Here is a 21,962-nt window from a genome sequence, read left to right on the forward strand (position 1 = left end):
GCACCCGCTTGATCGAATCCACCCCGAGATCGGCCTCCAGATCCATCGACGGATCCACCATCTCGACCGGATACCCCGTCTTCTCCGCGACCACCTCACGCAGCGCAAGCCGCAACTCGTCATCCGATACCGGTGCGACGCTTTCGTTCCCCGTCGCGGGCGGCCCGGCCGTGGTCTGCGCACCGGTGCCGCCGAGCAGCTCGGCGATCTGATCCAGCGTCCGCACCGTGCCCAACTGCTCCGGGCCGAGACTCGGCAACTGCGGAAAGCGTTCCTGCAGCGCGCCGATCACCTGCACCCGCTTGATCGAATCCACCCCGAGATCGGCCTCCAGATCCATCGACGGATCCACCATCTCGACCGGATACCCCGTCTTCTCCGCGACCACCGCACGCAGCGCGCTGCGCAACGCCTCGCCGGTCACCCGGCCGCTGGTCGCAGGCGCGGACGGTGCGTGACCCTCGTTCGCCGAAGCCGTGGATGGCGCGTGACCGTTGGACGCCGGAGTGGATTGTGTCGCAACGAATCCCGGTTCAGGAGCAACTCGGTGATCGTCCACGACCATGGCGGTGGCCAGCGGGCGGCGTACCGGTGCGGGCTCGATCGCCGCACGCGGAGCAGGAGCCGGACGGGCGACCTGGGTCGAGGGCCGCGCGACCGGAGCGAAGCCGCTTTCCAGCTCGACCAGCTGGGCGAGCACTTCGCTGGCCCGTGCATGGCTGTGGCTGATCGCGACGCCGTGCTCCTTGACCGCCTCGATGGCGCGCACCGTGGCGGCGTCGAGCCTGCCGTCGCCGAGCGCGCCGGCCAGGCCGCGGGCCATGTCCAGCTGACCGTCCAGGAACTGACGGTGGGTGTCCAGATGCTGTACGAGCGCGCTCTCCAGCGCGTCCGAGCCTGCGTCGCCGTACTGCGGTGTGGGGTACACGGGAGTCTCCGATGCTGCGGTGGAATCGGTGGGCACGACCCGCCGCCCGGCGGGCTGGTGATCGACCACGCTGTCGACCGGAGCGGAGGCATCCGCGAGAACGCTGAGCCGGTAGTCGTCCGCGAGCGCGGCGGCGTAGCTGTTGCGCCGGGTTTCGGGCACATACTCCGGCGCCGACATCGTCACGGTCATCGCACGAGCGGAGACCGCCGCCTCCGGCGCGGGCGCGGCGTGCCGGTTGATGCCGTGCAGGCCGAACCCGAGCACGGCCAAGCGCACCGCCGCACGGGTCAGCGCGAGATCGCTGTTGCCGATCGGGCCGGAATCGGTCGCGATGACGACCACGTCGTCGCCGAGGGTGCGCCGCACCAATGAGGTGAGCACCTGCTTCGGCCCGAACTCCACGAACACGGTGCAGCCCGCGTCACGCATCGCGGTGAGCGCGGCGACGAATTCGACCGGTTTGCCGAGCTGTTCGGTCAGCACGGCCCGGTTGGCCGCCACGTCGCCGCCGTAACGGGCCTCGGGCGTGTTGGCGAAGACCGGGGCGTCCGGCGCGCCGATGCGCACCTGGGCGACGGCGGTCGCGAACGCCGCGCTGGCATGGGCGACGTAGGGCGTGTGGAACGCACCGGACACCGGCAGCGCGCGCGTGGCCACGCCACGCTCGCCGCAGCGCGCGACGACGGACGCGATGCCCTCGACGCCACCGCCGACGACGACCTGGTCGGGCGCGTTGTGGTTGCAGATCCAGACGTCTTCGACACCGTCGAGCAGTTCCTCTGCGGTCTGCCGGGACGCGCCGAGCGCCACCATAGTGCCCGCCTCGACACCCGGCTCGGGTGTCATGGCCATGCCGCGAGCGCGAGCCAGGGCGGAGAAGTCCGCGGTGGCCAGCGCGCCCGAGGCCCACAGCGCGGTCAGCTCACCGAAGCTGTGCCCGAGGTAGGCGTCGGCGCGGAAGCCGTAGTCCGACAGCGCGGTGAACTGTCCGGCCGACAACGCGCCGATCGCCGGCTGAGCGAATTCGGTTCGGCGCAAGGCGCTTTCCTGCTGCGACGCCACGTCGTCGTCGAACGCGGGCGGCGGGAAGACCACCGACGACAATCGCACCGGCGCGCCGGCGAACGCGTCGTTGGCCGCGTCGAACGCCGCACCGACGGCGGGGTTGTTCAGCGCCGCGTCCAGTCCCATGTCGACGTACTGGCTGCCCTGCCCCGCGAACAGCGCGCCCACCTTGCGTTCCGGCAGGGCGGCGGCGCGGAAGTACACGCCCTCGGGATGCTCCCAGGCCGTGGCGTCGGGGTGACGAACCAATTCGTCCACCGCGAGCGACCGCAGGTGCACGGCGTTCTCCTCGTCGACCGAGACGAACCCGACGCGCGCGTGATCCTCCGGGATGTCGCCGTCGTCGGCCGGCGTGACGCTGCGCACCGCGTCGATCAGCCCGGCCACGTCCGGCGCGTGCCACAGGTGCGCGCGGGCCGTGCGATGCAGCACCGGATGCGCGGCGCGGTCGGCGTCCGCCTCCTCCAGCACGACGTGGAAGTTGGTGCCGCCGAACCCGAATGCCGAGGCCGCCGCCCGCCGAATCGGGCGCTGCGGGTCGCGGATCCACGGACGGGTGCGCGTGTTCACGTAGTACGGCGCGTCGGCGGCGGCGATCTCGGCGTTGGGCGCCGACACGTTGATGGTGCCGGGCAACACCTTCTGGTGCAGCGCCAGCGCCAGTTTCATCACACTCGCGGTGCCCGCGGCGCCCTTGGTGTGCCCGATCTGGGACTTCACGCTGCCGAGGGCGGCGAAGGCCCGCTCCGAAGTCGCGTCGGTCAGTAGCTCTTTCAGCGCGGTGAGTTCGGTCTTGTCCCCGACCGGAGTGCCGGTGGCGTGCGCTTCGATGAGCGCCACGTCGGCGGGTGAGATCTCGGCGTCGGCGTAGGCACGATCCAGGGCCACGCGCTGGCCGCCCGCGCGCGGGGCGTAAATGCTCTTGGCACGGCCGTCGCTGGAGGAACCCAAGCCGCGGATGACGGCGTAGATCCGGTTGCCGTCACGCCGGGCGTCCTCCAGCCTGCGCAGCGCGAGCATGGTGATGCCCTCGCCGAGCAGCGTGCCGTTGGCGTCGGCGGAGAACGGGCTGATCCGTCCGCCGGCCGACAGCGCGCCGACCTTGCTGAAGCACATATAGATGAAGATGGTGTTCTCGGTGTCCACACCGCCGGTGATCATCATGTCCGCGCGGCCGTCCTGGAGTTCGGCGATGGCGGTGCGCAGGGCGGCCAGCGAGGCCGCGCAGGCCGCGTCGACGGTGCAGTTGATGCCGCCGAGGCCGAGCCGGTTGGCCACCCGGCCCGCGGTGATGTTGGCCAGCAGGCCCGGGAAGGAATTCGCTTCCCACGGCGCGAACGCCGCGACGAACCGGTCGGCGATGGCATCGGCATCGGCGTCGGACAGACCGACCGACCGCGCCGCCTCCTTGAGCACCGGCGTGGACAGCCGCGCGGCCAACGGGTGCATCAGCGGCACCGGGCCGGTGGTCCCGAGAACGACGCCGGTGCGGCTCGCGTCGTACCAGTCGGAGTCCACCGCGCCCGCGTCGCGCAGCAAGTCCCGGGCGACGCCCAGGCTCAGCGTCTGCATGGTGCTGGTTACTTCCAACTGGTTGGGCGGCAGCCCGAATTCCAGTGGGTCGAACTCGATGTCGGGCAGGAACGCGCCCCGGCGCGAGTAGGTCTTGTCCGGCGCCGCCGGATCCGCGTCGAAGTAGTCGTCCAGGCTCCAGCGCGACGCGGGGACCTCGGTGGTGCAGTCCACGCCGTCGACGATGTTCTGCCAGTACTCTCGGTAATTGTGGGCGTTGGGCAGCAGCCCGGACATCCCGACGATGGCGATCGGGTTGCGCGCCAGGCGTCTGTCGTCGGTCACGGATCTTCCTCTCGTACCGGGTGGATGGTCAGGCGGCCACGGTGGTCGCGGTGCGCGAGGCGACGAGGTCGGCGACGCCCGCGGCGAACAGGTGGTGGCCCAGCGAACTAGGGTGCAGACCGTCGGCGGTCCACATCTCCGGCCGTTCCCATTCGGGCTGGCCGGCGATGTCCAGCAGCAGCGTGCCGGTGTCGGCGACGACGTCGGCGAGCACCGCGTTGGCGAAGGCGAACCGCTCGCGCAGCAGCGCGCGGAATCCGTCCGGTACCGGCAGCCGGGCCGGGATGTCGGGGTAGCTGGCCGTGAACACCGTCGCACCGCCCGCCCGCAGTGCGCCGAAAAGCTCCGCGAGGTTGCGATCGAACCGGTTCTCGTCGAAGTCGCTCACCAGATCGTTCACCCCGACCACGACGCCGAACAGGCCGGAGCGGCCCGAAAGGGCGACTCGCAGTTGCCGTTCCAGTACGACGGTGGTCGTCGCACCGTGCTCGCCGAGGTTGCGCACCGCCGCGGGCCGCAGGCCGAGCTGGCCGCCGAGGCGCGGCACCCAGCCGCGGTAACCGCCCCCGGCCGCGGCGTCGCCGCGGCCCTCGACGAAGCTGTCCCCCAGCGCGGTCAGCACGGGCGCGCTCATGCGGTCACTCCGTCCTTGCTGATGTGCCGCGCCGCCGTGGGGAAGTTCACCTTCTCGTACAGCGCGGCCAGCTCCTCCTCGCCGAAGTACTTGTCGGGCGGGTAGATCCCGGCGATCAGCCCGAAGAAATGCTTGGTGTAGTCGGCGTCCAGCGACGTCGCGCGGAACACCGAGTCGTAGTACGGGGTCAGCGACAGCTCGGAGATGCTCAGGGTCAATTCGTAGGTGCTGGCGCTCTGCGCGTCGCGCTCGCGCTGGTATTCGGCCAGCGCCTCGTCCATCGGGCGGGCGCCGGACAGGCCTTCGTCCACCCGGTCGGCGAGCAACTGCGCGTACTTGAACGCGTCGGTGATACCCCAGCCGGTGAACGGATCCTTGTGGTAGGCGGCGTCGCCCACGAGCGCCCAGCCGGGGCCGTAGGACCGGCGGCGGTAGTTGTCCGGGTACAGCATCGGGCGGAACTGCTCCACCCGTTTGCCCGTGTCACGCAGGCGCGCGCCGATCTCCGGGTCGATCTGATCGACGATCTCCTGCACACCGGCGTCCGGGTCGGCGCGGAACTCGCGGAACCGATCGCGCTTGCGCATGACCGCGACCAAGGCGAGATCGTCGTTGGTCGGCCAGGACGCGAACTGCTGCTCACCGAATCCGGTGCGGTGCTGCATGCCCCAGTCGACGCCCTCGTAGTAGGAGTAGTAGATGAAGCACGCCGCGGGCGAGTCTTCGTACTCCTGCGCGCCGACCGCTTTGGCCACCATCGAATTGGAGCCGTCCGCGCCCACCACCAACTTCGCGCGGAACTCCTGCTCGGCGCCGTCGCCCACCGCGCCGCGGATGCCCACCACGCGGTCCCCGTCGAAGACCAGCTCGGAGACGGTGAAGCCCTGGATCACCTCGGCACCGGAGTTGCCCGCCGCCTCGACCAGGATCTTGTCCAGCACCGTGCGGCGCGGGCAGTAGACGACGTCGATGCCGTCGGCGGCGGGATCGGCGAAGCCCTTGATGACGATGTCGGTGTAGGAGAAGTTCAGGTGCCGGATCGGCGGCACGCCGGAGGCGACGACCTCGTCCAGCAGGCCCCAGGACTTCAGGAAGCCGAGCCCGGCCTGGTGGAGGTAGTGGGTCGAGGGGGTGTCGCTGGGGAAGCTCGCGCGGTCGACGGCGAGCACCCGGTAGCCCTTCCCGGCGAGCAGCATGGCCAGCGGGGAGCCCGCCACCCGGGTTCCGACAACGATGACGTCGTACATATTCGCATCACTTTCCGGTAGTCGAATTCCGATTTCGAGTCTGTGGCCGCGACGGGTGCTCCACCACCGCGGCGGGCCCTCATTCATCGGGCGATCGGCCGCGGCTATCGAGCGGGCCGGGAAGCGGAATACAGCAGTTCGATATCCGCGGCGTACGCCTCGGCGATCGCGGCGCGGCGCAATTTCCGTGACGAAGTCGACAATCCGTCTTCGACGGTGAAATCTCCGTCCACGATCCGGAATGCCCGAATCGATTCCGCGCGCGAGACGAGAGAATTCGCGTCATCGATTGCCGACTGAACGGCCGCCGTGAGGTCGCCGGCCGGCTCGGCGGCGCGCCAGCGCCGCACCTGTGCCTGATCCACGGTGATCAGGGCGGCGACGAAATCGCGGCCGTCGCCGAGCACCATGCAGTTGGACACCAAAGGGTGCAACCGGATCCGGTCCTCGAGCGGCGTGGGCGCCACGTTCTTGCCGCCGGAGGTCACCAGGATCTCCTTCTTGCGTCCGGTGATCCGCAGAAATCCGTCCTCATCGATTTCCCCGAGGTCACCGGTGTGCAGCCAGCCCTGCGCGTCCACCGGTGACTGGTCCGCGGCCGCGCCCCAGTACCCCGGCGACACGTGCGGCCCGCCCACCAGCACCTCGCCGTCCTCCTCGGCGACGGCCACAGAGGTGCCCGGGATCGGCCTGCCGACCGTGCCGAGCCGGTTGGTCTCTGGGGCGCTCACGGTCACGGCGGTCGCGGCCTCGGTGAGGCCGTAGCAGTTCAGCAGCAGCACACCGAAACCCGCGTAGAACCCGACCGTCGAATCGTCCAGCGAGGCGCCGCCGGAGATGACGTGGCGCAGTTCGCCGCCGAACGCGGCCGCCACCGGGTGCGCCGACGGCTGCGGCGCGGCCTGCGCCCGCATCAGGTCCAGACCGCGCTGCACCGCCTCCCGTTCCTCGGCCTCGGTGAGCAGGGAGCGGCAATACTTGCGGATCTTCTCCAAGCCGTAGGGAATCATCGCGAGGAAGGTCGGCCGCACCGCAGGCAACACCGGCACCAAATCGGGAATACCGGGCAGCAAGTGAGTGCGGCTGCCGCCGAACAGGCAGGCGAACAGGATGGTCTGGCCGAAGACGTGCGACAGCGGCAGAGCAAGCACGGTGGTCCCGTCGAACATGTCACCGGTGCGACGCACCGTGTTGGACGAGGACACGAACATGTTGCGATGGGTGATCACGCATCCCTTGGCCACGCCGGTGGTGCCGCTGGTGTACACGATCATCGCCGGGTCGTCTGGCCGCACGGCGGCCGTGCGCGCGGCCAGCCCCGGATCGATCGCACCGGTGGCCCAGTCCGCGATCTGCTCGAAGGTCCAGACCTCGCCCGCGCCCGCCGCGCGCAGACGCTCGGCGTCCTCGGCGCTTTCGGCAGCGAAATACGCGCTACCACTGTCGCGGAGGATGTGCTCGATCTGGCTCGGGGACGAGGTGGGATAGACCGGCACCACCACCGCCCCGAGAGCCAGCAGCGCGCAATCCAGCAGCACCCACGCCAGATTCGTGCGACCGAGCACCGCGACGCGATCGCCCGCCGCCACGCCGCGCGCCGCCAGCGCCGAGGCCAGGGCGCGGGCGCTGCGGTCCACCTCGGCGCTGGTGAGCTGCGTTCCGTCGGCGTCGCACAGCGAAAGCCGGTCCGGATGCTCGGCGGCCGCACCGGAAATCACCGAGTACAAACTCGCCGTCTCCGGAAGATCGAAACCATTCTCGCCGACCGACACCGCGATGACAGAAATCGTGTTCACAATGTCGAATTCTGGTCGGCGTCACCGAATTACCGCGCCGATGTCATCGCGGTTCCTACCGCACGAATGTCATCACCTATCGACGTGGTCAGGCCGATACCGCGCGGGCAATATCGATTCGGGCCGGTTCCGGTGAATCGATGCAATCCAGGAAAAAGCGGACCGCCGGATTCGACTCGTCCGCACGCCACACCGCGTACAAGTCGAGCGTCGGCACCGGATCGAACAGTTTGACCGCGACCGAAGCACTGCCCGGCCCACCCATGCCCATCGACACAGCCCGCGGCAGCGAGGCGAATCCCACCAGCGGGCGCACCGAGACCATGTGCGCCGTCGCACCGGGGTCGTCGGCGGTGTGCGTCACCGCGAGGGAGATCCTGGAATCCGCGGCCGCACGGAAGATCGAGTCGTACATGGCCGGGCACTGTTCGCGGGCGAACAGCACGCAATCCTGGCCCTCCAGTTCGGCGAAGGGCACGCCGGGCCGGTCGGCCCACCGGTGCCTGCGCCCGACCACGGCGACCAGTGGCACCCGGTGCAGCAGTCGGCGGTACCGGAAATCGGTCGTGCTCGGATGGCCGTACACGAGGGCGAGGTCCAGCGACCCGTCGCCGAGCGCGGCCAACTGCGGGCCGGTGCGCTTCTCCCAAAGCGACACCACGATGTCCGGATGCCGCTCGGTCATCCTGGTGAGCGCCTCCGGCAGCACATGTCTGCTGGCCGGAAGGTTGTAGCCGATGTTGAGGGTGCCCGCCCGCCCTTCGGCGGTCGCCTTCGCGGCCTGCGCCGCGCGGTCCATCTGCGCCACGATGAGCCGGGCCTGACTCTCGAACTCCCGGCCCGCCGGGGTCAGTTTGACCTCGTGCGAGTTGCGTGCGACCAGTTGCACGCCGAGCGATTTCTCCAGCTTCTGCAGCTGGGCACTGAGACTGGGCTGCGTGAGATGCAAGCGCTGCGCTGCGCGGCCGAAATGCAGCTCTTCGGCGATTGTGATGAATGAGACCAGATGTCGGAACTCCATGCCGCCGGCTCCTTCCGCGTACCGGAAACGTTAGCGCCAGCAGGTAACCGAGGATGAACCACAGCCGGACGAACAGCGCCGAGACCGTAGCGGATGGGTGAACTGCCCCCGCAGCGGGGACAGGGTGTGCTACCCGCGCCCGTGACCATTCAGCATCCCCGAAACCCCCCTCGGCGGCAACTCGGAGAACCCCTTGCCCGCCGACGACTCGGCGCACGCCCACATCGCACGGCGACATGCGGCGAGACCGGCGCGGATGGCCGAGGCGCTAGTCGAAGTACCGGTGGAACCACGCGGTCAGATCGGCCTCGCTCTTCGGACCCTCGTCCGGGTGATCGGCGCGCAGCGCGCAGAAATGCCCGGCGATCCCGAATTTCTGGTGGATCACGAACAGGCAGCTCGGGCCGAGCGCGGGATCGGTGTTCGGATAGCAGAAGAAGCGGCCGAGGACGTTGCCGTTCTGTCGCCAGACGTCGTCGCCCGGGTCGCCGCGACCGCATACGTGCCCCGAGAACTGCGCGCGGTTCGCCTCGTACAGGTACGTCGCGGACTCCTGGTCCGGGAACCCGTAGAACTCGGCGGCCGGGAATCCCGTCTTCGTGCCGCAGGTCAGCACCGCGTTCACCGGACCAGGCGGCGGGTCGGCGTGGCGGCAGTTCGCCGGGCCGAAATCACCGGCCAGATGGTTCAGCACCGCACGATCGGCCTGCGTGAAGTAGTCCGGATCGCGGGCGAGATCGGCGGTGCGGAACAGGAAGCCGTTGCGCGCGGCCACGTAGTCGCGGTACGGCTGCTCGGCGGGCTCCCAGATGTACACCGCGGCCGCCAACGCCTGCTCGTCGGTGACCAGCAGCGCGGGCCGTGGTGCGGCGGGATCGTCCACCTTGCTCAGGAAACACGACTTGCGCCCGACTTCCGCGCCGTCGCGCAGCATCGGTCCGTCCGTCCCCGGCGGGTCTCCGGGACAGTTGCGTCCTTGCAGGCCTGCCAGCAATGCGGAGGTGTAGCCGCGTAGTTGGTCGACGGTACGGAACCGCAGGAATCGCGCCGCGGGATCGCTCGCGGCCGGATTCGCGGTGCAGAAGACGACGGCGGCGGTGGGCGGGTCGGGATCTTCGTGCACGCAGTTGGCGCGTTTGTAGCCCGAGGGACCCACCAGCGACAGCAATTCGACGTCAGGGCCGTTCGGAGCACTCGCGTCGGGAACGGCGGTGCCGGTGTTCGGCCGGGTCGCCTCCCACCCGAAGAAGCTGAGGGTGGTGGCGAGCAGGACGACGCACAGCAGGGCGAGCACGCGCAGTACGCGACGGCGGCGTGGTCGATCGCCGCGCTCGGGGCCCGGCTCCGGCGGCGCGGCCGTCGCGCCCGACCGGTCCTCCGGCGGTCCCGCACCGGTCGGCGCGTCCCCTGCCGCGGAAGCCACCTGTGTGGGGGTCTCGGCCACCGCCGCCTGGGCGGCTGCCCCGAGTGCGCCCGCCGTGCCGTACCGCGCCTGCGGGTCCTTGGCCATCCCGCGCGCGACCACCTCATCCAGCCGGTCGGGCAGCCCCGGACGGCACGAGTGCGGCCGCGGCGGCGGCTCGAACAGGTGCGCCGAGATGATCTGCGCGTCGGTGTCCTTCGGATACGGCCGCGACCCGGTCAGACACTCGTATAGCACGCAGGTCAGGGCATAGATGTCGGCGGCGGGAGTGACCACGCGGGAGTGGAACCGCTCCGGCGCCATGTAGTGGAACGATCCGATCGCCGAGCCGTCGCTGGTGAGACTCTCCCCGGTCGCCGACTGGGCGATCCCGAAATCCACCAGGTAGGCGAAGCCGTCCGGGGTGAGCAGGATGTTGTCCGGCTTGATATCCCGGTGCACCAAACCGTCGGCGTGCGCGGCGTCCAGTGCCGCGGCCACCTGCCGGACGATCGCGATCGCCCGCTCCGGTTCCAGCGGCGCGCGCTCGGTCAGCAGCGCTCGCAAGCTGTCGCCGCCGACCAGGCGCATGTCGATGTAGAGCCTGCCGTCGATCTCGCCGTAGTCGTGGATCGGGATGATGTGCGGTTCCTGCAGCCGCGCCGCCACGTGCGATTCGCGCCGGAACCGTTCCCGGAACACCGGGTCGTCGTGCAACCGCTCGGGCAGCACCTTCAGGGCGATGGTGCGGTCCTTGACGGTGTCGTATGCCTCGAACACTTCCCCCATGCCGCCACGACCGATCAGGCGATCCAGGCGATACGGCCCGAACCGCGAACCCACCTCGAGCGTCTGACGTCGCGTCGTCATCTCGTCCTCCGTGACGGGAAGCCGGAGGGTGTCCGGCGCGGACCGAGCCGAACGCCTCCCCGGGGCCGTGACCCGGGTTCCTGCGCTCAACTGTAGGCCGGGGCCGACCCTTCGGCAGGCGTATCGCGCAGCGGGCCGGTCAGCCGCGGGAAGCTCGTCGGCGCAGGTCGACGGGTCAACCCCGCTCCTCGGGCGGGCGCGGGTGGCGGTGCAGGGCGAGCTGGATCTCCAGCAGCAGGCGATCGGCCGGGTCGTCGAGGTTCATGCCGAGGATGTCCTCGACCCGCCGGAGCCGGTAGCGCAGCGTGTTCGGATGTACGCGCAGTGCCGCGGCGGCGGCGCGCACGTCGCCGTGTTCGCGCAGATATGTCTCGACACTGTCGCGCAGGCTCGCGGAATGCTTGCGGTCGTAATCGGACAGTGCGCGCAGGCGCGGATCGTGCAGTTCCGCCCGTGAACCGACCAGATCGAGCACTTCGCCGAGCAACACCGCGGTCCGCGCTTCGGCGAGGGTGGCCACCCGGCTGCCCGGCGATGCCGTGAAGGTGCGGTCCAGAACCCGATCGACCTCCGCGCGAGCGTCGGCGACCCGGCCCAGATCGGGGATTGGACAGGCGATCGCGGCCCGCAACGACACCGCGCGCTGAGCTTCGAGCTGCTCGATCAGCTGTCGTGTCCAAGCCGTCACCGCCCGCGCGGAACGGTAGCCGGGCAGCAGTACGTAGACACGGTCACCGATCGTGGCGGTCACCGAGTCACCGCGGAAAGAGCCGGCGCGCAGGCGCAGAACGCCACCCACCGCGGCCGGCTCCTGCTCGCCCGCGCTGAGCGCGAACCCGATCACCGCCGCCGGGCCGGTCGAGGGCAGGTTCAGCGCGGTCACCACCGCCGCGGCGTCGATCACCGGCCCGCTCGCACCGAACAGCCGCCGGATCAGCAGCGCTTCGGTGGTGGGCGCGTCGAGGCTGCGGGAGATCAGGCGTCCCGCGATGGCCGCCGCGCCGCGCAGGACCTCGGCCGCGTCCGGCTCGAACGGCCGATCGCCTTGCTGGAGCCAGATCGCGCCGAGGATCCGCGCCCGCGCGTCCGCGGGACGGCGGATGCCGATTACCAGCCGGCGCTTGATGTTCAGCTCGTCGTGCGCGGGCACGTCGACGACTTCGTCGGTTTCGCGCAGACGATCGAACACGCCCCAGCGCCGCAACAGGGCCAGATACTCTCGCGGCCCCTCCCGGCCGAGGATCGATCGCACCCGCAATTCGTCGGCGTTCTCGTCGGATGCCGAGTAGGCCAGCACATGCGACCGCGAGTCCTCGATCGACACCATCCCGCCCGTGTTGTCCGCGATCAGCTGCGCGAGCGCGAAGAGGTCGATCTCCGCGGCGACCTGATCACCTTGCCCGGCCACATTCCCGTCCTTCGGCCAACTCCACAACACACTCGCCTCATCTTTGTTCGGTTGGCTCATTCTCCGGGCAGTTTTCCGGTGTTGACTTCCCATTACCGAAAATTCACCTGATATCAGGAGGTCGCATGGATGCCGTGGTGACGCCGCCCCCGCCGGTCAACGAGCCGGTGGGCAGCTTCGCTGCGGGCACGGCGGAACGCGAACGCCTGCGGGTGAAGCTGGTCGAACTCACCACGGCCCCGACCGACGTGGCCCATGTCATCGATGGTGTGCACCGGCGCGGTTCGGGCGAGCGCGTCGAGGTGGTGCAGCCACACCGGCACGCCGCCGTCCTCGGCACGCTCACCACGGCCGGACCGCGCGAGGTCGGCGACGCCATCGCGGCGGCGAGCGCGGCGGCGCCGGGCTGGCGCGCGCTGCCCTTCGCCGAGCGCGCCGCGATATTCCTGCGCGCGGCGGACCTGCTGGCCGGTCCGTGGCGCGAAACCATCGCCGCCGCGACGATGTTGGGCCAGTCCAAGACGGCCTACCAGGCCGAGATCGACACCCCGTGCGAGCTCGTCGACTTCTGGCGGTTCAACGCGCACTTCGCGGGCCGGATCCTGGCCGATCAGCCGATCTCGGCGCCGGGGGTGTGGAATCGGGTGGACTACCGGCCGCTCGAGGGTTTCGTCTACGCGATCACGCCGTTCAACTTCTCCGCCATCGCGGGCAACCTGCCCACCGCACCCGCGCTGATGGGCAACACCGTCGTGTGGAAGCCGGCCCTCACCCAGTCGGTGGCGGCGTACTGGACGATGCGGCTGCTGGAGGCGGCAGGGCTGCCACCCGGCGTGATCAACATGGTGCACGGCGCGGGACCGGAGGTGTCGGAGGTGGCGCTGGCCGATCGCAGGCTCGCGGGCATCCATTTCACCGGATCCACCGCGACCTTCCGGCATCTCTGGCGTACCGTGGCGGCGAATCTCGACCGCTACGACTCCTATCCGCGCCTGGTCGGCGAGACCGGCGGCAAGGATTTCGTGGTGGCGCACAGTTCCGCCGATCCCGAGGTGCTGAGCACGGCCCTGATCCGCGGCGCGTTCGACTATCAAGGCCAGAAGTGCTCGGCAGCCTCGCGGGCGTTCCTGCCGCGATCGCTGTGGGACCGGATGGGCCGGGATTTCATCGATCGGGTGGCTACGCTCAGCTACGGCGACGTCACCGATTTCACTCATTTCGGCGGAGCGCTCATCGATCGACGCGCCTTCGCCGGGAACACCGACGCCCTGGCCCGCGCCAAGGCGACCCCCGGACTGACCATCGCCGCGGGCGGCCACGCCGACGACAGCGTCGGCTACTTCGTCGAGCCGACCGTCCTGCTCGGCGACGACCCGGCCGACGAGGCGTTCCGCACCGAGTACTTCGGCCCGATCCTGGCCGTGCACGTCTACGACGATTCGGCCCGCGGATCGTTCGAGTCCACGCTCGACCTGATCGATCGGGGTTCGCCCTACGGCTTGACCGGCGCGATCATCGCCCGGGATCGCGCGGCGATCGGCACGGCTCTAGACCGGCTGCGCTTCGCGGCGGGCAACTTCTACATCAACGACAAACCCACCGGCGCGGTCGTCGGCCAGCAGCCGTTCGGCGGGTCGCGCGCGTCCGGCACCAACGACAAGGCAGGCTCGGCACAGAACCTGCTGCGCTGGACCTCCGCTCGCACGATCAAGGAAACCTTCGTCCCCGCGACCGACCACCGCTACCCGCACCAGGAGTTGTGATGCCCTTCTCCGGACTGCTGCGGCCCGCCGTGCTGGCGGCCTCCCGTTCCCCGCGCGTAGAGCGCGCGATCACCCGCATGCCGGCCACCAAGAAGATGGTCGACCGTTTCGTCGCGGGCGAGACCGAGGGCGACGCGGTCGCCGCGTCCTCGGCGCTGCTCGGCTCCGGCCGGTTCGTGAGCATCGATTACCTCGGCGAGGACACCACCGATCTCGACCACGCCCGCGGAACCGTCGTGCACTACCTGCGGCTGCTGTCGGCGCTGGCCGACCTCCGGGCCGCGGGCGAGGCGCCGGTGCCCCGGCTGGAGGTGTCGCTCAAGCTCTCCGCGCTCGGCCAACGGCTTCCGCAGAACGGGTACGCCATCGCCCGCGAGCACGCCTACGAGATCTGCACGGCGGCGAAGGCGGCCGGGGTCTGGGTGACCGTGGACGCCGAGGACCACACCACCACCGACTCGACGCTGGCGATCGTGCGCGAATTGCGCCTGGACTTCCCCTGGCTCGGCACGGTCCTACAGGCCTATCTCAAACGCACCGAGGAAGACTGCCGGACCTTCGCAGGCCCCGGCGCGCGGATCCGGTTGTGCAAGGGCGCCTATCGCGAACCCGCGGCGGTGGCCTACCAGAGCCGCTCCGCGGTGGACGAGTCCTACCTGCGATGCCTCCGGATCCTCATGGAGGGCAAGGGCTACCCGATGATCGCCACGCACGACCCGGCGCTGATCGGCGCGGCGCTGCGCCACGTGCGCGAAAGCGGCCGGAAATCGGGCGATTTCGAGTTCCAGATGCTGCACGGCATCCGCGACGCCGAACAGCGGCGCCTGGTCGGAGCGGGCCATTCGCTGCGCGTCTACGTGCCCTACGGAGACCAGTGGTACGGCTACTTCATGCGCAGGTTGGCCGAGCGCCCGGCGAACATCGCCTTCTTCCTTCGCTCCCTCCGCCGCGACCGCTGAGCGGTAGCGCGAACTTTATTCTCTTCCGCCGACCGATCCCACCTCGCTGTGGTCGTATTGAGGTGCGCACGAGGAGCGTCCCCCTTGCCGCCTCGTCGCGTACGCAGTGGACGAAAGGACCGATATGTCCCTCGCGCGGTTACGCACCCAGATGACGCGCCGGAAGCCGCTCGGTGCGGTCGAGGAGGAAGGCGCTCCCGCGGACGAGCAACTGTCGCGGTCGCTCGGCCTGTGGCAGCTCACCGCGATCGGGGTCGGCGGCATCATCGGCGCGGGCATCTTCACCTTGGCCGGCGCGGTGGCGCATTCGGTCACCGGACCTTCGGTGTTGATCTCGTTTCTCATCGCGGGCGTGGCCAGCGCCGCCGCCGCGCTGTGTTATGCCGAGTTCGCCGGGATGGTGCCCAAGGCCGGGTCCGCCTACACCTACGGATACGTGTCGCTCGGCGAGATCGCGGGCTGGTTCATCGGCTGGGATCTGCTGCTGGAGTACGTCGCGGTCGCGGCGGTGGTGGCCATCGGCGTCTCCGGCTACTTCAAATTTTTGCTGGAACAGGTCGACATCACGCTGCCGGATTGGATGATGGGCGCGGCGGGCACCGGCGATGGCCATGTCGTCGACGTGTTCGCCATGCTGTTCTGCCTCGGCACCGCCTGGCTGCTCTCGCGCGGTATCCGCAGCGTCGGCCGGTTCGAGACCGTCGCCGTCGGCATCAAGGTCGCCCTCGTCGTGCTGATCATCGTGCTCGGCGTCTTTCATATCGACAGCTCGAACTACACCCCCTACTTCCCGTTCGGCACGGGCGCGGTGTGGACCGGCGCGGCCACCGTGTTCTTCGCCGTGTTCGGCTACGACGCGATGAGCACCGCCGCCGAGGAGTCCACCGACGGCAAGAAGCACCTGCCGAAGGCGATCATCTACTCGCTGGCCATCGCCATGGTGCTCTACGTGCTGGCCACCCTGGTGCTGACCGGCATGCAGAAATACACCGAGATCAGCCCCACCAGCGGATTCTCCACCGCATTCGAGGCGGTCGGGCAGCCGGGCGTGGCGAACATCATCGCGGTCGGCGCCATCGTCGGCATCGTCACCGTGGTGCTCACCTTCATGCTCGGGGTCACCCGGGTCTGGTTCGCCATGAGCCGCGACGGGCTGTTGCCGGAATGGTTCGCCAAGACCCATCCGGTGCGGAAGGTGCCCACCCGGGTGACCTGGATCGTCGGCATCGGATCGGCGCTGATGGCCGGGTTGCTGGACATCACCGTGGTCGCCGAGCTGACCAATATCGGCATCTTGATGGCGTTCATCGTGGTGTCCGTCGCCGTGATCGTGCTGCGGCGCACCCGCCCCGACGAGCCGCGCGAGTTCCGCCTGCCGTTCATGCCGGTCGTGCCGCTGATCGGCATCGGATTCTCGTTGTACCTCATCTGGTCGCTGCCCTGGGAGACCTGGGCACGTTTCGTGATCTGGCTGCTCGTCGGCCTGATCGTCTACTTCGCCTACTCGCGCGGCCATTCCGCGCTCGAGCGCCCCGCCGCGGTAGAAGGTTCGGCGCCTGCCTGACACGCCCATGGAACCGAACCGGGTCGCCGAGCGATATTCATTGCAGAATGGTCGTTCGACTGCATACGGTCGGGAATGTCGGCATCGGCGACGGCCGCGCGGCGCGAGCCCGGAAGGAGCGGTAGCGGATGGATCTCCAAGAGGTCGTCTCGTCGGGGGTGCTCGAACAGCGCGACCTGCTGGCACAGGGCGCGCTCACCGCGGAACAGCTGGTCGAGGCCACGCTCGACGGGATCGATGCCGCCGCCGACCTCGGTGCCTTCACCCACGTCCTGCGAGACGAGGCGAGGGCCGAGGCCGTCGAGCGGGATCGCGAACGCGCCGCAGGCGGCACGGTGGGCCCCTTGCACGGGGTGCCGGTCGCGGTGAAGGACGAGTTCGACGTCGCGGGCGTCGTGACCACCTTCGGTACCAGGGCGAACTCCACGCCCGCCGTGTCGGACGCCGAAGCGGTGCGCAGGCTGCGCGCGGCCGGGGCGATCATCGTCGGCAAGACCGCGATGCCGGAATTCGGGCAGTGGCCGTTCACCGAGTCCAGCACCTTCGGCGTGGTCCACAATCCGTGGGACCCGAGCCGCTCCGCCGGGGGTTCGAGCGGCGGATCCGCCGCCGCGGTGGCGGCCGGTCTGGTGCCGGTCGCGCTCGGCGGCGACGGCGGCGGGTCGATCCGGATCCCGGCGGCATGCTGCGGGTTGTTCGGCCTCAAGCCGCAGCGCGGGCGCGTGCCGATCGCCCCGAACGAGCACCTGTGGTGGGCGCTGGGTGTCGCGGGTCCGCTGACCCGCGGCGTGCTGGACTCCGCCGTCGTCTACGACGTCATCCGCGGCAGCACCCCCACCGACCGGTTCCGGGCGCCCGAACCGGCGACCTCGTTCGAGGCGGCGGCGCGCGGACCGGTCCGGCCGTTGCGCATCGGCTACAGCACGAAATCACCCATTCCGCTGGTCAAACTGGATGCGCAGCATGTCCGCGCCGTCCGCGACACCGCGAAACTGCTCGCCGAGCTCGGCCATACCGTGCTGGAGATCGATCCCGCCTACCCGGATTCCACGCACGCCTTCTATCCGCAGTTCTTCGGCGGGGTGCGTGCCGAATTGCCGGAGGTCGACCACCCGGAACTGCTCGAGCACCGCACCAGGCAGACACTCACGCTCGGCGCCTGGGCACGCAGGCCGGTCGTCGAATGGGCGATCCGGCGCGGCGAGGCAGTCGCGCGCAAGGCCGATCGCATTTTCACCGAGTGTGATCTGCTGTTGACTCCCACCATCGCGATCCGCCCGCCCCTGCTGGGTGTGCTCGACGGGGCGAACACGGTGCGCGCTCAGCTCGCCTCCGTTCCGATGGTCGCCTACACCGCCATCTGGAACGTCACCGGCCACCCCGCCGCCTCGGTGCCCGCCGGTGTCGGCGATGACGGGCTGCCCTTGTCGGTTCAGCTGGTCGGCCCCACGAACGGCGAGACGACGATCCTCCCGATCGCCGCGCAACTCGAGCAGGCGCGTTCGCATCCACGTCCGGTTCTCCACTCCGCCCGATAATCGGCGACATCCACTCGGCGCCGCGTAGCCCGGCACAGCCGCGACGGCCGTCCGCCGAAAGAACCTACGGCGGGCGAGGTGCGCACGCACCACCGTCTACGACCGCAGCACGCCATGGTCGGGGTCGCCGCTGCGGACGCCCGCCTGCAAGCCACATTGTCCCGGCAGCGTGACGCGCTGCGTTTGCTGTCGCGGTGCACCGAACCACCGGCCGCATCACCATGAACCCCGACGGAATAGCCGTCGCCGACCCACCCGCGAACCCGCGGCGAAACCTTCGCTAAGATACAACTTGTGTCTAAGACGTATTCATCCGCTGAGCAGGCCTATCGCGCCGTGAAGGAGCGGATCCTCTCCGGAGCGCTGGCCGGGGGCGAGCTGATCAGCGAGGGCGAGATCGCCGCCGATCTGGGCACCTCCCGCACGCCGGTGCGCGAGGCGTTCCTGCGACTGGAGACCGAGGGCTGGATGAAGCTGTACCCCAAGCGCGGCGCGCTGGTGGTGCCGATCCCGCCCGACGAGGCCGAGCATGTCGCGCATGCCAGGTACGTGGTGGAGACCGCGGCGGTGCGCAGCGCGACAGGGAACGGCACCGGCATGCTGGTGGAGGCGTTGCGTTCCTCGATCGACCGGCAGCGCGGCCTGGCCGCAGCGGGCGACCTCGACGCGTTCGCGCTGGCGGACACCGACTTCCATCGCACCTACGTCCTGGCCGGTGGCAATCCGCTGCTGTCGGGATTCTACGACTCGCTGCGCGAACGCCAGCGCCGGATGAACAGCGTCGCCCTGCGCCGCGGCCCGGTCGACATCACCCGGATCATCGAGCAGCACGAACGACTGACCGACCTGGTCGCGGCGGCGGACGTCGACGGGTTCGCCGCCGCGCTGGTCGAACATCTGTCCGGTGTGCATCAACTGGAGCTACGCGGCCGGTGACGACCACCCTCACCGTCACAGCGCCCCGCGACTCGGTCGTCTCCGGCCGGTGGCGCGGCGTCGCGGCCGCGATGTTCGCGATCGCCTGGGGCGGAAACCAATTCACGCCGTTGCTGGTGATGTACAAGAACGACGGCCTGGCGGCCACGACCGTCGATCTGCTGCTGTTCTATTACGTGCTCGGTATCGTGCCCGCGCTGCTGATCGGCGGACCGCTGTCGGATCGTCACGGCCGCCGCGCCCTGCTACGACCCGCGCCGCTGATCGCCGCGACCGGATCGCTGCTGCTCGCGTTCGGATCCGCGTCGGTACCGGCGCTGTCGGCGGGGCGGGTGCTGTGTGGCATCGCGCTCGGGCTGGCGATGGCGGTCGGCGGCAGCTGGCTCAAAGAGCTGGCGCAACCGCCCTATGGCCCGGAGCTGCCCGCGGGCACCGGCGCGCGTCGCGCCGCGATGAGCCTCACCGGCGGATTCGCGGTCGGCGCTTGCTGCGCCGGCGTGCTCGCGCAATGGGGGCCGTGGCCGAACACCCTGGCGTACCTGATCAACGTGGGGCTGTGCCTGATCGCCGCCGTGTGGGTCAGGCGTGCGCCGGAATCCGTCCCGTACCGCCGCGATCCGCGTCGGCTGCGTGATGACCTGCGGATTCCCACGGCCGGGCACCGCCGCTTCCGCATGGTGGCGATCCCGGTCGCGTTGTGGCTGTTCACTTCCGGCGCGACCGCGTACGCGGTACTGCCCGCGTTGATGGCACCGCAAGTCGGCGCGGCGCCGATCGCGTTCTCCGCCCTGCTGTGTGTCACCACGCTGGGCTGCGGATTCGCGATCCAGTCCGTCGCGCGGCGGATCGACCGGCCCGGCACCGCGCGGGCGGCCGTAGTGGCGCTGAGCTCGGTCACGCTCGGGATGACCCTCGCCGCGGTGGCTTCCGACCTGCTGACCCTGTGGGCGACCCTGGCCGCCGCCGTGGCGCTCGGTGCCGGTTACGGCATCGGTCTGGTGGCCGGGCTCCAGGAGATCGAGCGCATTGCCCGCCCCGACGATCTCGCCGGGCTGACCGCCGTGTTCTATTCGGCCAGTTACCTCGGTTTCGGCGCTCCGGCGCTGCTTTCGTTCCTGCACGACGCCTACGGCCTCGGCTATCCGGCGATGCTCGGCGCGGGCGCGTCGGCGGCGGCCGGATGTCTCGGCCTGGTGCTGCGCGACTACCGGGACCGACCGTCACCCGGCGGCGGGCTCACCCCTTCGGCGTCAGCAGGACCAGCGGAATCTCGCGCGTAGTCTTCGTCTGATAGTCGGCGTAGTTCTTCGCCGCGGAGGTGACACGGGGCCACAGCGCGGCCCGTTCCTCGGCCGTAGCCACCCGAGCCGTCATAGGCACCTTCGGACCGCTGCGCACCGATACGACGACGTCCGGATTGTCGCGCAAATTCAAGAACCACGCCGGGTGCACGGGGTCGCCGCCACGGGAGGCGACGACGACGTAGGTGTCGCCGTCGACGACCGGGGCGGTGAGCATCACCGCGTGCGGCCGACCGGATTTGCGGCCGGTAGTCGTGAGCTCGAGCGACGGCATGCCGCCGAACTCGTTGCCCAGCTTCCCGAAACTGACCTTCAGCAGGGCGCGATGCACTGTATTCATAGTCTTCAGCGCAAAATTCGGGGGCATGCGATCCTCACGATCGGCTCGACAGGTGGTCCGGCTCACCGCCTCGCACCGGGAGGCGGTGAATCGGACTTTACCCGAACCGGCACGGCCCGCTCATCGCGCGGACCATCCCGACCAGCGCCCCACATCGATGGCGATCACCGGCCCCGGCGGCGGCTGTCGTTCGTACTGCGGGTAGCGCTCGGTCAATCGGCGGATCGCCGCTTCCGCCTCGACGCCGTCCGCGATGCGGGCGTCTCCGTCGGCGCGGGCCCACCACAGCTGGGTCCAGTCGTCACCGTAGCGGTCGACCAGCACGGTGACCGCGGGATTCGCCGCGATATTCGCCAGCCGGCGCAGCGCGGTGGTCGTCTTCGGCTTCGCGTCCACGCTGGTGTAGATCACCTCGCCGGTCACGACGAATACGATCGGCACCAGATGCGGGCGCGACTGCGCCGAAATGGTTGCCAACCGTGCGACCGGACTGGTCACGAATAGTTTGCGAGCCTCCTCGGAATTCAATCGCACACCCGCCTCCTCGAGACCGTCGTCCCCGTGAATCGGGGATCGAGTCCGTTCCTTCCCCTATGCAACCGGACATTTGCCGTGAAATCACGGCGATCGACTACTCCCACGCTACGGTCGAGTGAATGTTTGACCCGTCAGAGGCAATGTCCCCAGAAGGTGGAGGCGGTCGTGGACATCGATATCACTGCCCGGCTGAACCTAGCGTTCGAGATGTGGGAGCGCGCGCACGGACGCCCGCTCGCCGACGATACGGTCGAGATGTGGGTGACCGCAGCCGGGTACGACTTGGAGCCGGGTTACCTGGCGAAAGTCCGGCGCGGGCAGCTCACCGCGCTCCCCGAACAGGCCCGCGCCGGGCTGGCCCACGTGTTCGGACTCGACCCCAACTACTTCGTCTTCGATCCCGGGCCCGATCGGGCCGACGACGCCGAAGTGATCGCGCATCTGGACAACTCGGCCCTGCGCCGCCTCGGGCAAGCCGTGAACGGCGTGTCGCTGCGCACGCTGTTGTACCTGGAGTCCGTCGCCGAAGTACTCCGCGAGGCCGACGGCCTGCCTCCGTGCGAGCAAACCGCGCAACTCTGATCGAACGACAGCGGCTCGGCTTCGGCCCCCGGCTCGGGAAGCCCGGCGGGCCGGCCACACCGCAGATTCCTCGGCGCACTCGCGCCGTACGCCACTCGCCGATGCGGCCGCCCAGCGCGCCGATGATCTAAATTTCAAATAGCACGTCGGTTATACGTCCGCCTGGATGAGCGCGGGCAGCATCGGTGAATTCCAGGCAAACGAGAATTCG

At 69.6% G+C, this 21,962-nt stretch carries 16 protein-coding genes; 7 read left to right on the forward strand and 9 right to left on the reverse strand.

Features of this window, described 5'->3' with window-relative positions; genetic code table 11:
• From ACFU5M_RS18790 to ACFU5M_RS18820, 7 genes are all read right to left on the reverse strand, one after another.
• A partial coding sequence (locus ACFU5M_RS18790) for a beta-ketoacyl synthase N-terminal-like domain-containing protein (protein ID WP_379050637.1) occupies positions 1-3,853 on the reverse strand: 3,853 nt, incomplete at its 3' end.
• A 28-nt stretch (positions 3,854-3,881) separates the two neighbouring features.
• Positions 3,882-4,487: an SGNH/GDSL hydrolase family protein gene (locus ACFU5M_RS18795; RefSeq protein WP_379050639.1), complete on the reverse strand. Its 606-nt coding sequence runs from the start codon at positions 4,485-4,487 to the stop codon at positions 3,882-3,884.
• On the reverse strand, positions 4,484-5,734 hold the full coding sequence (locus ACFU5M_RS18800; protein WP_379050643.1) for an NAD(P)/FAD-dependent oxidoreductase: 1,251 nt from the start codon (positions 5,732-5,734) through the stop codon (positions 4,484-4,486). Before ACFU5M_RS18800 ends, ACFU5M_RS18795 begins: the two co-directional genes overlap by 4 nt.
• Before the next feature lie 104 nt (positions 5,735-5,838).
• A complete protein-coding gene (locus ACFU5M_RS18805) occupies positions 5,839-7,530 on the reverse strand; it encodes an AMP-dependent synthetase/ligase (RefSeq protein WP_379050646.1) in 1,692 nt (563 codons plus the stop codon).
• Positions 7,531-7,618: 88 nt separating this feature from the next.
• A complete protein-coding gene (locus ACFU5M_RS18810) occupies positions 7,619-8,551 on the reverse strand; it encodes a LysR family transcriptional regulator (protein ID WP_379050648.1) in 933 nt (310 codons plus the stop codon).
• Between the two features lie 268 nt (positions 8,552-8,819).
• Positions 8,820-10,823, reverse strand: a complete 2,004-nt coding sequence (locus tag ACFU5M_RS18815) for a serine/threonine-protein kinase (RefSeq protein ID WP_379050650.1) — start codon at positions 10,821-10,823, stop codon at positions 8,820-8,822.
• A gap of 175 nt (positions 10,824-10,998) precedes the next feature.
• Positions 10,999-12,291 (reverse strand): PucR family transcriptional regulator, encoded by a 1,293-nt coding sequence (locus ACFU5M_RS18820; RefSeq protein WP_379050653.1) that lies wholly within the window; start codon positions 12,289-12,291, stop codon positions 10,999-11,001.
• 65 nt (positions 12,292-12,356) lie between these two features.
• Between ACFU5M_RS18820 and pruA the strand changes: the two genes are divergently transcribed.
• The 6 genes from pruA (at position 12,357) to ACFU5M_RS18850 (ending at position 20,271) form a co-directional block, all read left to right on the forward strand.
• A complete protein-coding gene (pruA, locus tag ACFU5M_RS18825) occupies positions 12,357-13,994 on the forward strand; it encodes an L-glutamate gamma-semialdehyde dehydrogenase (RefSeq protein WP_379050656.1) in 1,638 nt (545 codons plus the stop codon).
• Positions 13,994-14,953, forward strand: coding sequence for a proline dehydrogenase family protein (locus ACFU5M_RS18830; RefSeq protein WP_379050658.1), 960 nt, complete (start codon positions 13,994-13,996; stop codon positions 14,951-14,953). The genes pruA and ACFU5M_RS18830 overlap by 1 nt, the downstream gene beginning before the upstream one ends.
• 124 nt (positions 14,954-15,077) lie before the next feature.
• Positions 15,078-16,517, forward strand: coding sequence for an amino acid permease (locus ACFU5M_RS18835; RefSeq protein ID WP_379050661.1), 1,440 nt, complete (start codon positions 15,078-15,080; stop codon positions 16,515-16,517).
• 128 nt (positions 16,518-16,645) lie between these two features.
• A complete protein-coding gene (locus ACFU5M_RS18840) occupies positions 16,646-18,055 on the forward strand; it encodes an amidase (protein WP_379050663.1) in 1,410 nt (469 codons plus the stop codon).
• Between the two features lie 294 nt (positions 18,056-18,349).
• Complete coding sequence (locus ACFU5M_RS18845; protein WP_379050666.1) at positions 18,350-18,991, forward strand: GntR family transcriptional regulator; 642 nt, start codon at positions 18,350-18,352, stop codon at positions 18,989-18,991.
• Positions 18,988-20,271, forward strand: coding sequence for an MFS transporter (locus ACFU5M_RS18850; protein WP_379050668.1), 1,284 nt, complete (start codon positions 18,988-18,990; stop codon positions 20,269-20,271). Before ACFU5M_RS18845 ends, ACFU5M_RS18850 begins: the two co-directional genes overlap by 4 nt.
• Here ACFU5M_RS18850 and ACFU5M_RS18855 read toward each other — a convergent pair.
• Together ACFU5M_RS18855 and ACFU5M_RS18860 are read right to left on the reverse strand one after the other, a co-directional pair.
• Positions 20,228-20,659, reverse strand: coding sequence for a nitroreductase family deazaflavin-dependent oxidoreductase (locus tag ACFU5M_RS18855; RefSeq protein WP_040866404.1), 432 nt, complete (start codon positions 20,657-20,659; stop codon positions 20,228-20,230). The genes ACFU5M_RS18850 and ACFU5M_RS18855 overlap by 44 nt on opposite strands.
• Before the next feature lie 93 nt (positions 20,660-20,752).
• A complete protein-coding gene (locus tag ACFU5M_RS18860; protein ID WP_379050732.1) occupies positions 20,753-21,160 on the reverse strand; it encodes a TIGR03668 family PPOX class F420-dependent oxidoreductase in 408 nt (135 codons plus the stop codon).
• 174 nt (positions 21,161-21,334) lie between these two features.
• On the opposite strand from ACFU5M_RS18860, the gene ACFU5M_RS18865 reads away from it, so the two are divergent.
• A complete protein-coding gene (locus ACFU5M_RS18865) occupies positions 21,335-21,751 on the forward strand; it encodes a hypothetical protein (protein ID WP_379050671.1) in 417 nt (138 codons plus the stop codon).
• Positions 21,752-21,962: the final 211 nt, after the last annotated feature.

The organism is Nocardia sp. NPDC057455, from assembly GCF_042802775.1.
GTDB lineage: Bacteria > Actinomycetota > Actinomycetes > Mycobacteriales > Mycobacteriaceae > Nocardia.